Source organism: Enorma sp. (genome assembly GCF_982429025.1).
The window spans coordinates 23783-39287 of the sequence record NZ_CEWCAA010000009.1 but is presented as its reverse complement, the minus strand read 5'-3'; the positions used below and the strand labels follow the sequence as shown (position 1 = coordinate 39287).

The following is a 15505-nucleotide window of genomic DNA, read 5'->3' as shown; positions in this document are numbered from 1 at the left end:
GACGGTAAGGCCGAAAATCGGGCTTCATCCCAGAGTTATGCGACGCTTTCGACGTACCCTTGCGCACCGTCAACTCCGCCGCATTTTCAACTCCGCCGCACTGTCAACTCCCGTTGCACCATCTGCGCGTGACAAAGCGGCGGAGTTGCTCCTGCGCCTGCTGAAACTTCGAAGAAGAAGGCACTTTGATGCCAATCGATGCTGCGATCCCGTTCATCGCCCGATGCATATCCAGCTGCCGAGAAAACTGCACACTCGTGAGTACCTTGATGTCGTATCCCATAAGGGAAAGCACGCTCATGCGCTCGGCATCGTGTCCTCGACGAGCCTTTTTGCTGTGTTCATCCCCGTCGTATTCCACGCCCACACCACGCACCGGTGCGAACAGGTCGATTTCGTAATATGGGGCCGACGTGTACCGGGAATAATCCGGCGGCACACCAACGCGATGATTCAGCACAATATGGCGATACCCGAGACCGCCCATCGATTTTGGGCAGGAAACCATCATTGCCTGCGCCGTCTCCATGGGCGAGCGCGCGCCGTCGTGCACCGAATTGAGAGCCCGCAGCGCATGTGCGGCGCCTCGCACGCCCCGATAGCGCTCGAGCTGGCAGCGCAGCTCGTCCCGCGTCAAGCACACAGGTCGCTCCGCGTAGTCTCCATCGAGGGGAAGGAAATAGGCTCCGCAAAGTTCATACGCCCACTCGATGAGCTCCATGCTGCCCATCCAAGCCCCCGCTTGCGCGAAGCACAGTGCATCCGACACCGCCACGAGGCCTCTCGCCACCGGGAAAACGTCGTTCTCTCCAATCGCACGGCCGAGTGCATGGCAGGCCATGCCGCGCGTCCGCACACGATCTTCCGCAAAGGGGACCATCACGTCGAGCCGAACGAGGTCCCGGTCGGGGATTCCCCAAGTCGATAACGCGCTCCGGATGCGCTGCACGATGGCTGATGCCTTGAGGCCGGATGCCGAGAGGCCGATATCGGGCAGATCGCTCTCCTCGACATACGGGGCCACGCCATAGCGCTCGCCGTTTGCCCGCGCTGCTGCACGCAGACGTTCAAAATGCTCCGTTCTCCGGATAAGCGCCGCCGTTCGATGGGAGAGAACTACCGGGATGTCCATGGTCGCCTCCTTGCCCCATGCACGCCGCGCCTCGCATTGACGACACGCCCAACCGCGGGCATACCAAAGGTTGCGGACGCACTCCAAACGTTGCTGTGCAGTTCTGTACAGCATAGTCAAAAAAGCGTCGCATAACTCGACGACGAAGCCCGAATTTCGGCCCCATCATTGAGTTATGCGACGCTTTGAGGAACAGGCGGATGACAAGGTAGGCGCGAAGGCGAACCGGATGGACGGGCAGCCCCACTTCGACGCGCAGCTCCGCCCGGTGCACACGTGGAGCACGGCCCCAGTTCGGCCGAGATGTCCGAACGGTCTGGCCCTCGTCTACTCCCCTTCTTCGCCTACTTCACCTCTATGAGCTCATAGCGGCTCGTACCCAAGCCGATCTTCTCGGCGTGCTCGATCATGCTCCGCCAATTGGTGTCGGGGTGCGTCATGTTGAAGTGATCGGGCTCGCAGCGTTCGGGCACGCCGTCGCCCGCCTCGAGCTTGGCGCGCATGTCCGTGAGCTCGGTATTCGGCAGCGCTGGCTGCGCGAGCGCCATGTCGATCGCCGCCTGGTCGATCGCCACGGGGTCAAAGCTCGCGAACATGCCCAGATCCGGCACGATGGGCGTATCGTTCTCGGGATGGCAGTCACAGTTGGGGCTGATGTCCATGGCGATGGAGATGTGGAAGTTCGGACGATCCTGCACCACGGCCTGCGTGTACTCGGCGATCTTGCAGTTGAGCACATCGACGGCAGCGTCGTACCCGGGGGCGATGGCATCTTGGTTGCACGCGCCGATGCAGCGCCCGCAGCCCACGCAGCGGTCGTGATCGATCTTCGCCACATGCACCGTGCGCGTCTGGCCGTTCGGCAGCTCACGCTCACGCGTATCCTCGAAGCTTACGGCGCCGTGCGCACAGATGCGCTCGCAGGCATGGCACCCGATGCACTTCTCCGCCGCGACATCGGGCTTGCCCGCCGCGTGCTGCTCCATCTTGCCCGCGCGGCTGCCGCCACCCATGCCGAGGTTCTTCATGCAGCCGCCGAAGCCTGCCTGCTCGTGCCCCTTGAAATGCGTAAGCGAGATGACGATGTCCGCGTCCATGAGCGCCTGGCCGATCTTCGCCTCTTTCACGTACTCGCCGTTCTTCACCGGCACGAGCGCCTCGTCCGTGCCCTTGAGGCCGTCGGCGATGATCACGTGGCAGCCCGTGGCGTAGGGCGTGAAGCCGTTCTGGTACGCGCAGTCGATGTGCTCGAGCGCGTTTTTGCGGCTGCCCACATAGAGCGTGTTGCAATCCGTAAGGAATGGCTTGCCGCCGAGCTCCTTCACCACGTCGGCGACGGCGCGCGCGTAGTTGGGGCGCAGGAAGCTCAAGTTGCCGAGCTCGCCGAAGTGAATCTTAATGGCGACGAACTTGTTCTCGAAGTCAATTTGATCGATGCCGGCACGACGAATGAGGCGCTTGAGCTTGTCGAGCTGGCTCTCGCGCCCATACGAGCGCAGATTGGTGAAGTAGACCTTAGCCGGCGTGGTTTCTGCCATATGCATTCCTTCCATATGTCCCCTCCGCTGAAAGCTCCGTGCGTATATTATCGCCGAAGTGAGGCCGTTGGGGCGAGGCGCGCGCCATAAAACCAGCCCATGCAATCAACGAAGTCTAGGACTAGAACCATGCGAAAGACGGGGCGTCGGCAGATTACGCCTCGGGGCGCCGCAAGCGTGACAGCCCCCCGGCACCGGTGTCACAAATGAGACAGTTTCACCCGGCACAAGTGTCTCACCTGGCACAAGCGTCACACGCCGAGTGCGCGCTGAGCAGCAGCCGTGATCCGCGCGACATCCTCCTCGGTCGGATGTGCGAGCGCCGCATCGAAGTTGTCGATCATCGCCTGGATGCGGGCGTCGCCGGGATTCTCGGCAAGCATCGCCTCGTAGCGCTTGCGCACGCCAGCGCCCATCTTCCCCTGGCACATAGCGCCGCCCAGGTATTCAACCGAGTCCGAAAGGTGCTTGCGAACGTTGCCCAGAATGCGCTCGAAGTATTCAGGGCTGCCCCCGAACCCCGCCGTGCCGAACAGGAACACGCGCTTGCCGGACAAACGCTCCAAAAACGTCGCCATCTCGGGGGCGCAATCGCCCTTATCGGTCCAAAAGCCCGCAAGCACGACCTCGGCCGCATCAACCGAAGCGCGGTCCACGGCGGCCGGATCATCCACGAACACGGCCTCGGAACCAGCCTTTTCCAATGCATCTACCAGTGCATTTGCCACCATGCGGGTGTTTCCGCCCTTGCTGTTCACCACAACGAGACACTTCATGACTGCTCCTTTACGCCGCCTCTGAACCGGTATCACCCTACCCCATCCAGCCAGCGCAGAACCGCTCAAAAAGTTCGAGGCTCGAATCGGAAGGTTTTCCACACATCGCCGAGTAGGTCGCACCACAAGAGCAGCAATCCCGCGCTACAGCTCGCGCCCTTCGTAGAGCTTGAGCGAGACGGCGGCAGAGATACCAAGCACCACGACCGTGAACGCGAGGAAGATCGCGAAGCACGTCGCCACGCCAGCAGGCGTCTCGATGAACCCCAGAAGCGAGGCGAGGTTGCCGAAGCTCATCGATCCGTTGTCCAAGATGCCGGTGCCGTTGATGATGAGCATGGGCCCCACGAAGAGCAGCACGGTGATCATGGGCAGCCATTGCGTGGTCTTGTTCTGTCCGAACTTGAAGTAGATGGGCGTCTCGATCGACGCGATCAGCGAGCCAAGCGCCATGCAAAACGCGGTAGAGAAAACCTCTCCCAGGAACATGCCCTCGTCAAACGCGATCGCATTCGAAAGGCCGAACGGAAGCTCAACGGCACTCCCCAAAGCCAGGATGAGCAGGCAGGCAGCCCAGCCCGCCGCCATGCCCAGGAACCCGAGCGTCACGATGACGCCGTAGCGGCCGAGCACCACATCGCGGCGGCTCACCGGCATGGTCAGCCGGAAGGCGCCCCAGTTGCTCTGCTCGTCGTAAGCGCTCGCCGACATGCAGCCCATCATGAAGAACATCGTGGTGAGAATCGCCGGCGCGGCCACGATCGAACCCATGCCCGCCGAAACGAATATCGAGACGAAAAAGCCAACGCCCATGAGCTGCTTGATGTAATCGCGGAAAATCGTCATTTCCATAAGGTACGCGCGCTTCATTTACCGCACACCACCTTTCAGGGTAAGGGAGAGATAGTCGTCGATGGACATCCGGTCGCACGGAACGTTGGGGAAGTTCTCGGCGAAGACAAAGCGATCGGGAACGAGCAGGTCGATGCCATAGTCGTTCTTGCGGTAGCGCAGCTGGCCCTCGGGGATGATGCCGCTTGCGCAGATGCGCTCGAACTCCGCCACGCGGCAGCGGGCGATGCCCATCTCGTCGGTGATTTCGTCTTTAGCCAAGTCGAAGACGATCCTTCCCTCATCGATGCAGAGCACCCGGTCCGCGATGCGCTCGAGGTCGGAGGTAATGTGGCTCGACATGAGGATGGCGCGCCCAGGCATGGCGACGAAATCGAGCAATCGGTCGAGGAGCTCGTCACGAGCCATGGGGTCGAGACCCGCCGTGGCCTCGTCTAGGATGAGCACGCGGGCATCGTGGCTGAGCGCACAGGCGAGGCTGAGCTTCATGCCCATGCCGCGCGAGAGCTCCTTCACCTGCTTGGTAGCTGCAAGATCGAAATCGTGCGTGAGCTGCTCGAACATGCGAGGATTCCATGAGGCGTACGCATGGGAGAATACGCGCCCCACATCGGCGACGCGAAGGTGCCCGGGCATGGAGATCGTGTCGAAAACCACACCGATGCGCTCCTTCGTCCCGGCGTGCATGGGGCGGGAGAGCTCGTTCGACGGAACGCCGAGGATGGAGCTCTCGCCTCCATCGAGGTCGATGAGGCCGAGCAGGGCCTTGATGGTAGTCGACTTGCCGGCGCCGTTCTTGCCAACGAAGCCGACGACCTCGCCCTCGCTCACAGAGAGGCTCACGTTATCGAGCGAAAAACCGTCATAGTGCTTGATGATTCCGCGCGCCTCGATGAGCGGGACGTCCTGCGCGGCACCCGGGACCTGCCCCCGGCTTTCGACAATCGTCATCGTACTGTCCTTTCGGTTGACCCTGGGACCGAGGTGTCAAATCGGTCAAATTGGGACTGTCCCGTTTTGGCTCCGTTTTGACTCACCGTATTTGACATTTCGGCCCCGTCATCAGTCCCCGTCTTCGAGCTGCAAGGTGAACATCTCGGTAAGCTCGGTCTTCGAGAGGCCCATGGCGCGGCCGGCATCGACCGCCTGCCCCATGAGCTCCTCCACCTGGCGCAGCTGCTCCTCGCGGATGAGCTCCGCATTGCCTCCGGCGACGAAGCTTCCTTTGCCTTGGACCGTCTCAATGAAGCCATCAGCCTCAAGGTCGGCGTAGGCGCGCTTCGTGGTGATAGCACTCACCCGCAGACTGTTCGCCAGCGCGCGAATGCTTGGGAGCTGTTCGCCCTCGGCAAGCTCGCCGGAGAGGATCATGGCCTTGATTTGACCCGTGATCTGCTCGTAGATGGGCTTGCTGCTCGCGTTGGAGATGATGAGTTCCACGAATCCGAATCCTTTCCGTTACCTGGATGAGCGAACGCGAAACCTCGACGCCGCACATCCGCAGCGCCCAACGGGGCGTCCCCCGCCGGGCAACAGGCTTGCCGGACGTCTCGGTAAGCCTGTTTGGGTATAGTGTGTATACCCGTTAAGTACAGTATATACACACCTATACACAATGCAAGAAGTTTTTAGATGAAACGCAGACACCCGGTGTCTACGATTTACGATTCAACACGCGCGAAAATGAATCGCGAACACCGGGTGTCTATGATTCATTTGACGCGCGGACACCGGGTGTTGGCGCGTCACGCCCCCGCCAACGTGACAGTTTTCCTTGGCACCGCTGTCGCGCAGCGAGCCGCTTCGCTTAGGCGTGGGTGAACTGCGAGGTATAGAGCTCGGCGTAGGCACCGCCCGCGGCAAGCAGCTCGTCGTGCGTCCCACGCTCGATAATCTCCCCATCGCGCATTACCAGAATGCAATCGGCATTGCGAATGGTGCTCAACCGGTGCGCGACGATGAAGCTCGTCCTTCCTTCCATGAGCTCGTCGAACGCGCGCTGCACCTGAAGCTCGGTGCGGGTGTCGATACTCGAGGTCGCTTCATCGAGCAAAAGGATGGCAGGATCGGTGAGCATCACGCGCGCGATGCACAGCAGCTGACGCTGGCCTTGGCTAAAGGTGCCGCCGTCTTCGGGAATCACCGTGTCGTAGCCCTGCGGCAGAGCGCGGATGAACGAATCGGCTCGCGCTCGCTCCGCCGCCGCAATGACCTCCTCGCGCGTCGCATCGGGCTTGCCGTACGCGATGTTGTCGTGCACCGTGCCCTCGAAGAGCCACGACTCCTGCAGCACCATGCCGAAAGCGCGGCGCAGACTATCACGCGCGATGCACGCGGTATCTGCGCCATCCACGCGAATTTCACCAGCATCCACATCGTAGAAGCGAAGCAGCAGGTTGATGAGGGTCGTCTTGCCGCAGCCCGTTGGTCCCACCAAGGCGTAGCGCTGCCCCGGCTGGGCGTGCACGCAGATATCCCTCAGCAACGGGCGGGTGGGAACGTAGGAGAAATCCACGTGCGCGAGCTCGACCTCGCCCCGAGCATCCACCAGCTCTATGGCACCGGGAACATCGGGTTCTTCTTCAGGAGCATCCGTGAGCGCAAAGAGGCGCCGCGCCGAGGCGAAGGCGGCCTGAATCTGCGTGATCACGCCGGTGATCTCGTTGAACGGCTTCGTGTACTGGTTGGCATACGAGAGGAAGGTCTGAACGCCGCCCACCGTGAGCGCCGCCGGCCATCCAGTGATGACGCAGATGCACCCCATGACCGCAACGATGGCGTAGATCACGTTGTTCACGGCACGCGTTCCCGGGTTGGACAGCGAGCTCAAGAACTGGGCCCGCTCGCCCGCCACATACAGCTTCTGGTTGAGGGAGTCGAACCCCTCGAGCACCTCGTCGCCGTGGGCGAACACGTCGACGAGCTTCTGGCACCCCACGAGCTCCTCGACGTACCCGCCGAGCTGCCCTTGGATGCGTTGCTGGTCGATGAAGCTCGAATGGGAGAACCGTGCGATCGCGGAGGCCACAAGCACCGAGAGCGGCGTCACGAGCACCACGACCACGGCCATGGGAACCGAGATCGACAGCATGAACGCGAGCGTGCCCACGATGGTCACGATACCGGTAAAGAACTGAGTGAGCCCCTGGAGCAAGCCGTCGCCAACTTGATCGGCGTCGTTGACCACGCGACTCATGAGGTCGCCGTGCGCATGGCCGTCGATGAACGAGATGGGCATGCGGCTGAGCTTGTCGTTCGCTTGGGTGCGCAAATCGCGCACGGTCTCGTAGGCGAGGCGATTCACGCAGTACCCCTGCACCCACTGGAAGGCGGCCGCGCCCACAATGACCGCGATGAGCTGCAAGAGGAGAGGCGCGAGCGCGCTGAAGTCCACCCGGCCCGCCGCTATGATGCAGTCGATCCCGCGCCCCACAAGAATGGGCACATAGAGCTGGAGCACGACCGAGATGGCCGAGGCGGCAAACGACAGCAAGAACGAGCCCAGATGCGGACGAATGCACCCGATGAGCCGGCCGAGCACCTGGCCTGTAGTGAGCGTGCTCTTGAGCGAATCGTCCCGGCCGTCCGGCGCGTCGGGGCCGCCCGAAGCGCCGCCAGCACCGCCCGAGATACTCGAGGCAACCGTCGCCACCGAGCCCACCGCACCGTACGGATTAGCCATGGCGCACCTCCTCATGACGTGAGACAGTTGTACCGGGTGAAACTGCCTCATCCTCGACGCCTTGGGAGGCGCAGATCTCTTGGTAGATGGCACAGGTACGAACAAGCTCGTCGTGCGTGCCGAGCCCCACCACGTTGCCGCGGCGCATGACACAGATGAGGTCCGCGGCGCGCACGCTGGCAACGCGTTGCGAGACCACCACAACGGCCGGGGGCAGCTCCCCAGACGCAGCAGCGTCGCGCCCGTACGACGCAAGCGCCACGCGCAGGGCGGCGTCGGTCTTATAGTCGAGCGCGGAGGCCGAATCGTCCAGAATCAGCAGCTTAGGCGCCCCAAGGAGCGCTCGTGCGATGGTAAGGCGCTGGCGCTGGCCGCCGGAGAAATTCTTGCCGCCCGCCTCAACCGGGGCATCGAGACCGTCGGCCAGCGTGCGAACGAACTCCGACGCCTGTGCAAGCTCGAGAGCACGCCAAAGATCATCGTCCGTGGCCCCCGCATCGCGCCAGATGAGGTTGGAGCGGATGGTTCCCGAAACGAGCATAGCCTGCTGGGGCACCATGCCCACGACCTGCCTAAGCTGCTTGAGCTGCCACGCGCGCACATCGCGGCCAAGCACCTCGACCGCCCCTTCCGTCGCGTCGTAGAGCCGCGGGATGAGCGAGACGAGCGTCGACTTGCCCGACCCCGTTCCGCCGATCACGCCGAGCGTCTGTCCCGGCATGAGTGCGAGCGTCGCATCGTGCACGGCGTCCGCAGCCGCGCCGGGATAAGCAAAAGAGACGTTGCGCAGGGCAAGTGTGGGGACTTGCTCCGCCGCGTCCGGCAGTCCCGCGCCATCCGCACGTTCCGCCACACCCGGCAGCCACGCCGAGCCCCACAGCTCTACGGGCTCGGCGCCCTCGTCGGTCACGCTCGGCTGGCACGCGAGCACCTCGCTCACGCGCGCGGCCGAGGCGCTCGCCTTGGTAAACACCACCACGAGATTCGCCACGTATACGATAGAAAGCAGCGCCTGGGTCATGTAACTCACAAAGGCCACGACCTGACCCTGCGTGAGCTCGCCGATGTTCACCTGGATACCGCCCGCCCAAAGGATAGCGCAAACAGCGAGGTACATCACCAGAAACGTCACAGGGTTGAGCACCGAGGAGAGCCTGCCGACCGCAATGGCGGTAGCAGCTTGATCTTGGGCTGCATCGGCGAGGCGCCGCCGCTCGTGCCCCTCTCTAACAAAGGCGCGCACCACGCGAACGCCCGACAACCCCTCGCGCACGATGAGCGCGATGCGGTCGAGCTTTGCCTGCATACTGCGGTAATACGGAATGCATGCCTTCATGACAAACCAGAAGAGACCGCCCACAACGACCATCGACACGACGAAGATGAGCCCGAGCCGCACGTCGATAGCGAGCGCAGCGACAAGCGAGCCCACGGCCAGAAACGGCCAGCGCATGAGCTGCCGTATGCCGAGCGCGATGGCAAGCTGAACCTGGTTGACGTCGTTGGTGATGCGTGTGGTGAGCGAAGGCGTACCAAAGCGGTCGAGGTCAGCATGCGAAAGCGCGTTGATGTGCTCGTACAGGCTGTGGCGGATGCTCGTGCCCATGCCCTGCGACGCGCGCGAGGCCATCTTCTGGCAGGCGAGGGCGAAGAGGATGGCCACGGCGGCCATCGCGAGAAGGATTCCACCGCCTGTGAGCACGGGCTGCACGCTGCGCGTGCCCACGCCCGCGTCGATCATATAGGCCACAATGATGGGTGTGAACAGGTCGAACACGACTTCGATGAGCTTGCAGAGCGGACCGAGAACAAGGTTCGCGCGGTACGAGCCACCGAAGCGTTTGAGGAGCTTGAACATAGACCGCCTTCGGTAGGGCAATGGATTGCTCAAGCCATGATAGGGCAAGCGGGTTGAGCTCGCAAAACGAGACGCGGCGCTCGTCATGAAGACGCAACGAGGATTTGACGAGGTGCAGACAAAGATAAAAGCGCCCGTGCGCTCGATGGATCCGGGTGCCCGGCAGAGGCTCCTTATGGCTGCTTCCTCCCGGACCTGACCAGGTTCGGAACATATCGTCACCCGAACCCATCGAGCGCGCTAGGCGCTTGGTCTATGGTACCCGCTTCCACCGCCGCCGTCTAGGAAAACATCGATTAACCCCAACAGAAGAAAAACCGCGACACGCCCGCCTCTGCATACTTGGAATTTACGGCGCTCATAGCGGCATGTGTGGAGTTCCCAGCAGCACCCCCTCGCCCAGCGCTCGGAAAATCCAGGAGCCGCCAGCCTTATAGCAGATACGCGCGGATGACGGCTTCGCCGGCGGCACGGAGGTTGGCGCGTGTCTGGCTGGGGTCGAGAGCATGGGAGAGATCCATCGGCCTACGCACGATGGGCAGAACGAGGTCAACTCCTTGCTCGCACACGGCGTCAAGATCATCGGCTCGGCCACCCACCACAGCAACCACGGGCACGCCGGCGGCCCGGGCGCGGCGCGCCACGCCGAGCGGTGCCTTGCCGCCCGCCGTCTGGCCGTCCATCATTCCCTCGCCGGTTACCACTACATCGCAGTCGCGCAGCGCCTCATCGAACCCGGAACGATCAAGCACCGCATCAATCCCAGGCGTGAGCGCGCCCCCAAGCGCGAGCACCGCCGCACCCAAACCGCCCGCTGCACCCGCTCCGGGTACACCGGCCAGCGAACGGAAGCGCGGGGTAGACACCGCGCGACACGCCGCATCGAGCAGCGCCCCGTAGCGGACCATCCAGCGGTCGTAAGTATCGAGCGCGTCGGGGTCTTGGGCCAGCCCCTTCTGCGGGCCAAAAACGCGCAGGGCGCCTCGCGATCCCACCAACGGATTCGTCACATCCGAAAGCGCGATAAGGCGCACGGGTCCGAGCGCCTGCACCGCCGGCGCTAGATCGATAGAAGCGACCTTCTCAAGTCCCGCGAGACCCGTTGGGATGTCCCGACCGTCCGCATCGAGCAGCCGCGCGCCGAGCGCCTGCAGAAATCCCGCACCGCCGTCGTTGGTCGCGCTCCCTCCAAGGCCGAGGTAGATGGTTTGCGCGCCGCACGCAATCGCGTCGAGCACCAGCTCGCCTACGCCGTAAGTCGTGGCCGCGAGCGCAGCTTGGGGAGTTCGGTCAGAGCTACCGAGGCCCGCGACGACCGCCATCTCGATGAACGCTTCATGGGAAGTGCTGACGGGGCACTCGGTGCCGTGCCCGCTCTCCTCGTGTGCTGCGGAGAATACGTCGCTCGCTTCTGTTGAACGCACGGATTCCGAATCTGCAGCGGAGCCGGCAATCGCTGCTGAAGGCACGTTACCTGCAGCATCGGACAGCAAGTATTCAGCGGAAATAACGCGTCCGAACGCGTCGTGCGCCTGCGCCGCGCGCCTCGTCGTTCCACCCGATGCCGCGAGCGCCTCCCCCGTCCCTTCTCCTCCGTCTCCGATAGGCATAGCCGTCACCCGCGCATTCGGGCACGCATGGAGAATGCCCTCAGTCACCCATGCTTCTGCCTGAGCGCTCGTGGCGGAACCTTTAAAGGAGTCGATTGCCAGGAGCACACGGGGAGAGGGACCCAACAAAGTGGCAGCGTGCGCACCGTCCGCGGCACGGGAAGCGGAGCCCGGCTGGGCAGCGGCACGCGCGCCGTCCGCGGTAAGGCCGGTCACGCCGCCCGCAGCTGTAGCACGCACACCGTCCGCGGCAAGGCAGCCCTCGCTGCCCGCAGCCGCAGCATGAGCGCCTTCGGCACACAACGCCGTCGCAGCCACCGCATCTCGCCCACGGCACTGAGTCAACATAGAGCCGTTTCGAGAACGCAGGGCCTCGTCTCGTTTCGAGACGTGCGCGTCGTTCGCACGCCCCTCACCCCGAAGCTCGGCAAAAAAAGCTTTGAGCACACCCGCGCACTCGTTGGAAAGCACGCCCGCCGTCACCTCGAACGCATGGTTGAGCCGTCGGTCGGCATTCAGCTGGTAAAGCGACCCAAGCGCGCCGGCCTTGGGGTCGGCCGCGCCGTAAACGCAGCGGGTCACGCGCGCGTTCACCATAAGACCCGCACACATAACGCAAGGCTCGAGGGTCACGTACACCGTGCAGCCCGTGAGCCGCCAGCGTCCGAGCGCGCGGGCTGCCGCGACCATCGCCGAGAACTCTGCATGCGCAGAGGGATCTTCGTCCAGCTCACGACGGTTGTGCGCCCGGGCGATGATCTCGCCTTCGTAGACCACAACAGCCCCGATGGGCACCTCGCCTTCCGCCGATGCCGCATGCGCCTCGGCCAGCGCCTCGCGCATGAAGCGCTCGTCGAGCCTGCTCAGAGACATGTCGATATTCCGCTCGTCGCCCACGGCCGCCCCTCTTTCTCACGCCGGTCGGTATTCGATGCTATCATTACCTACCACGGAGAGATGGCAGAGCGGTTGAATGCGGCGGTCTTGAAAACCGTTGGGCGCGTGAGCGTCTCGAGGGTTCGAATCCCTCTCTCTCCGCCATAGGCGCTCGAAGCCCGTGCCGGTCAGCCGGCTCGGGCTTTTTTCTGCAGCAGGTGAGGGATTCGAACCCTGTGAAGATGCGGAGCCGAGGAAACGCGGAGTGTTTTCCAGCGAAGCACGCGAGGCCGCGCGAGCGGCCGCAGCGGACGGCGGCGCGAAACGGCGCCCCGAATCCCTCTCTCTCCGCCATAGACGCTCGTAGCCCGTGCCGGTCACCCGGCTCGGGCTTTTTTCTGCAACGAGCGAGAGATTCGAACCCACACAGCGCCTCACCCAAAACGTGTACACGAGCGTCAAAATCTAGCCGAAAAACGGCGATTCGTGACGCTCGTGTACACGTTTTGCGCAGCAGGGGGGTGCACTGATGAGGGCTCGAGGCAATAAGCCCGAAGTGCGGGCGAAGCGGTGCGCCACACGCGCCCCATGCACGCGAGCGAGCGCAACGGCGCACGCACCACGCGAATGCACGCGAGCGAGCGAAGTGATGCTCGCCCAAGCCCGCCGCAGCCCCTACTCAGCCCCAGCAAGGCCGTAAACGCAGGAGGCCCCGCTTCCCCTTGTTCCGTAATCCGCAGCGCGCAGCGCGAGGACATCGGAACAAGGGGAAGCGGGGCCTCCGCCGGGAATGAACGACCTATGCGACCTTAACGATCCAGCCCTCGGGGCCCTCAATCTCGCCAGCCTGAATACCGGTGAGCGTCTCACGCAGCTTCTGCATGACCGGGCCCACGTGCTCCATGCCGCCCTCGCCGAAGACGATCTCTTCGTCGCCGTTCACGACCTTGCCCACCGGGCTGATGACCGCCGCCGTGCCGCACATGACGCACTCGACGAACGCACCCGCCTGGACCTCGGCGAACTTGACCGGTCGCTCCACCACGGTCATGCCGAGCATATCGCGTGCCACCTGCACCAGGCTACGGCGCGTGATGGACGGCAGAATGGAGTTGGTGTGGCTCTGCGGCACCACGAGCGCGCCGTCCTGGTCAACGAAGAGGAAGTTGGCACCACCAGACTCCTCAACATAGGTGTGAGTCATGGGGTCGAGGAACATGTTGTCGGCAAAGCCCTCGGCATGTGCCTGAACGCTCGGATACAAGCTCATGGCGTAGTTGAGGCCGGCCTTGATGGCGCCGGTACCGTGCGGTGCGGCGCGGTCGTACTCGGGCACCTTGAGCGCGACGGGCTTCACGCCGCCGGAATAGTACGGGCCCACGGGCGTCACGAGGATGCGGAACTGGTACTCGTTCGCCGGCGCCACGCCGATGACCTCGCCCGTTGCCACCATGAACGGACGAACGTAGAGCGTAGCGCCCGAGCCGAACGGCGGCACCCACGCCTCGTTGGCCTTGACGACCATCTTAACGGCCTCGATGAACTTGTCCTCCGGGAAGGGCGGCATCACGATGCGGCGGGCGGAGTCGGCCATGCGGGAGGCGTTGAGGTCCGGGCGGAAGCAGACGATGTCGCCGTCTTTGGTGGTATAGGCCTTGAGACCCTCGAAGACCTCCTGGCAGTAATGGAAGATGCCCGCGCACTCGGAGAGCGTGAGGCTGTGATCGGTGGTGAGGCCGCCCTCCTCCCAAGCGCCGTCCTTGTAGTTGCAGACGTAGCTGTAGTCCGTGGGCTGATAGGCGAAGCCGAGGCTACCCCAGTCGATATCCTTCTTCTCTGCTGCCATGGGTGCTCCCCTCGTATCGATACGTTGAACCGTGCGCAAACGCAGAGCGCAATCGCGTGCCCTTTATGGTACTCCGTTCGCACGCGTCACCGAGAGGTTTCTTGCTTATGAGCGATTTGTTAACGGATAACGCGGCAGGGGCGCGGACCTGGGGGCGATTTGTTAACGGATAACGCAACGAGGGGAGTGGATCTGGGAGCCATTTGTTAACGGATGACGCGGACCTGGGGGCCATCTGTTAACGAACGCCGCGGCAAGAGAGCGTGTACCCTAGGAAAACACCCAGCTTTTGGAGAACCACCCTCTCGCATGAGGTCACCTCGTGAAGGGCGCGAGCTCTTTTTCTTAATCCTAGTAATTCGCTATACTTAGCCGAAAACACTCGGGCGCCCAGGCTTCGCGCCGCCCGCCCCGAGCCGCCGGCCGAACATGGGACAGGCCCTGCCGCAGCGCCCCATCTCGCCCGCACGCCCGCCATCATGCCAAAAGGGGCAGCTATGAGCTTTATCGACACCATTCGCGAAGATATCGGCACCGTCAAGACGCACGACCCCGCCGCCCAAAGCGACTTCGTGATCTTCCTCTCCTACCCCGGCCTTCATGCCAAGTGGATGCACACGCCCGAGCACTGGCTGTGGAACCACGGGGCACGCGGCCCCGCGCGCGTGCTGAGCCAGGTCACGCGCTTTTTCACCGGCGTCGAGATTCACCCCGCAGCGCAGTTAGGGCGTCGTTTCTTCATCGACCACGCCATGGGCGTCGTCATCGGCGAGACCACCGTGGTGGGCGATGACTGCGTGCTCTACCAGGGCGTCACGCTTGGCGGAACGGGCAAGGAGTGCGGCAAGCGCCACCCGACGCTTGGCAACAACGTCACGGTGGGCGCCGGCGCCAAGGTGCTTGGCAACATCCAGATCGGCGACAACGTCAAGGTGGGCGGTAATTCCGTTGTGGTAAAAGACGTGCCCGAGAACTGCACCGTCGTAGGCATTCCCGGGCGCGTGGTGCGGCGCAACGGCTGCCGCATCGTCGAGGAGACCTATAACCGCGACAAGCACCGCGAGAACATGCCCGACCCGGTCGAGGAGCAGTCGCGCCTGAACCGCGAGGGCATTCGCAAGAACCATCAGCGCATCGGTGACCTTGAAAAGCAGGTAGCCGACATGGAACGCCAGCTCGCCGAGCTTACCGAGCTTGTCAATCAGTTCGTTCAGCAACAGCAGAAGAGATAGAGACGGTCGGGCCGGTTCCCATCCGACATGAAAATGGCCCAGCTGGGACGCAGTAAAAAAGTTCGAGGCTCGAGTCGGAAGATTTTTCGCGACCCGCCGAGTA

Annotated in this window: 11 protein-coding genes, 1 tRNA gene and 1 other RNA gene; 2 read left to right on the top strand and 11 right to left on the bottom strand. The window is 63.3% G+C overall.

Annotated elements, in window-relative coordinates:
- Window positions 1-103 precede the first annotated feature (103 nt).
- The 10 genes from AC1VS5_RS02915 to tadA all read right to left on the bottom strand — a co-directional run bounded on the left by AC1VS5_RS02915 (window position 104) and on the right by tadA (window position 12345).
- Window positions 104-1132, bottom strand: a complete 1029-nt coding sequence (locus tag AC1VS5_RS02915; protein ID WP_481217643.1) for a hypothetical protein — start codon at window positions 1130-1132, stop codon at window positions 104-106.
- A 344-nt stretch (window positions 1133-1476) separates the two neighbouring features.
- Entirely contained in the window at window positions 1477-2670 is a 1194-nt protein-coding gene (locus tag AC1VS5_RS02910; RefSeq protein WP_481217642.1) for a DUF362 domain-containing protein, read from the bottom strand.
- A 251-nt stretch (window positions 2671-2921) separates the two neighbouring features.
- Entirely contained in the window at window positions 2922-3446 is a 525-nt protein-coding gene (gene bilS, locus AC1VS5_RS02905) for a flavodoxin family protein BilS (protein WP_481217641.1), read from the bottom strand.
- 144 nt (window positions 3447-3590) lie between these two features.
- Window positions 3591-4316 carry an ABC-2 transporter permease gene (locus tag AC1VS5_RS02900; protein ID WP_481217640.1) on the bottom strand — a complete coding sequence of 242 codons (726 nt, stop codon included), beginning with the start codon at window positions 4314-4316 and terminating at the stop codon, window positions 3591-3593.
- Window positions 4317-5249 carry an ABC transporter ATP-binding protein gene (locus AC1VS5_RS02895; RefSeq protein WP_481217639.1) on the bottom strand — a complete coding sequence of 311 codons (933 nt, stop codon included), beginning with the start codon at window positions 5247-5249 and terminating at the stop codon, window positions 4317-4319.
- A 111-nt stretch (window positions 5250-5360) separates the two neighbouring features.
- Window positions 5361-5738 (bottom strand): GntR family transcriptional regulator, encoded by a 378-nt coding sequence (locus AC1VS5_RS02890; protein WP_019128756.1) that lies wholly within the window; start codon window positions 5736-5738, stop codon window positions 5361-5363.
- 367 nt (window positions 5739-6105) lie between these two features.
- Window positions 6106-7980: an ABC transporter ATP-binding protein gene (locus tag AC1VS5_RS02885; RefSeq protein WP_481217638.1), complete on the bottom strand. Its 1875-nt coding sequence runs from the start codon at window positions 7978-7980 to the stop codon at window positions 6106-6108.
- Entirely contained in the window at window positions 7973-9838 is a 1866-nt protein-coding gene (locus tag AC1VS5_RS02880; RefSeq protein WP_481217637.1) for an ABC transporter ATP-binding protein, read from the bottom strand. The genes AC1VS5_RS02885 and AC1VS5_RS02880 overlap by 8 nt, the downstream gene beginning before the upstream one ends.
- A 139-nt stretch (window positions 9839-9977) precedes the next feature.
- Window positions 9978-10073, bottom strand: an RNA gene (gene ffs / locus AC1VS5_RS02875) — signal recognition particle sRNA small type.
- 196 nt (window positions 10074-10269) lie between these two features.
- Window positions 10270-12345 carry a tRNA adenosine(34) deaminase TadA gene (gene tadA / locus AC1VS5_RS02870; protein ID WP_481217636.1) on the bottom strand — a complete coding sequence of 692 codons (2076 nt, stop codon included), beginning with the start codon at window positions 12343-12345 and terminating at the stop codon, window positions 10270-10272.
- A 54-nt stretch (window positions 12346-12399) separates the two neighbouring features.
- On the opposite strand from tadA, the gene AC1VS5_RS02865 reads away from it, so the two are divergent.
- Window positions 12400-12489, top strand: a tRNA-Ser gene (locus AC1VS5_RS02865).
- 634 nt (window positions 12490-13123) lie between these two features.
- Here the strand turns inward: AC1VS5_RS02865 and AC1VS5_RS02860 are convergent.
- Window positions 13124-14170, bottom strand: coding sequence for a branched-chain amino acid aminotransferase (locus AC1VS5_RS02860; protein WP_481217635.1), 1047 nt, complete (start codon window positions 14168-14170; stop codon window positions 13124-13126).
- 497 nt (window positions 14171-14667) lie between these two features.
- Here AC1VS5_RS02860 and cysE point away from each other — a divergent pair, with 497 nt between their 5' ends.
- Entirely contained in the window at window positions 14668-15402 is a 735-nt protein-coding gene (gene cysE / locus AC1VS5_RS02855) for a serine O-acetyltransferase (protein ID WP_144688236.1), read from the top strand.
- Window positions 15403-15505 lie beyond the last annotated feature (103 nt).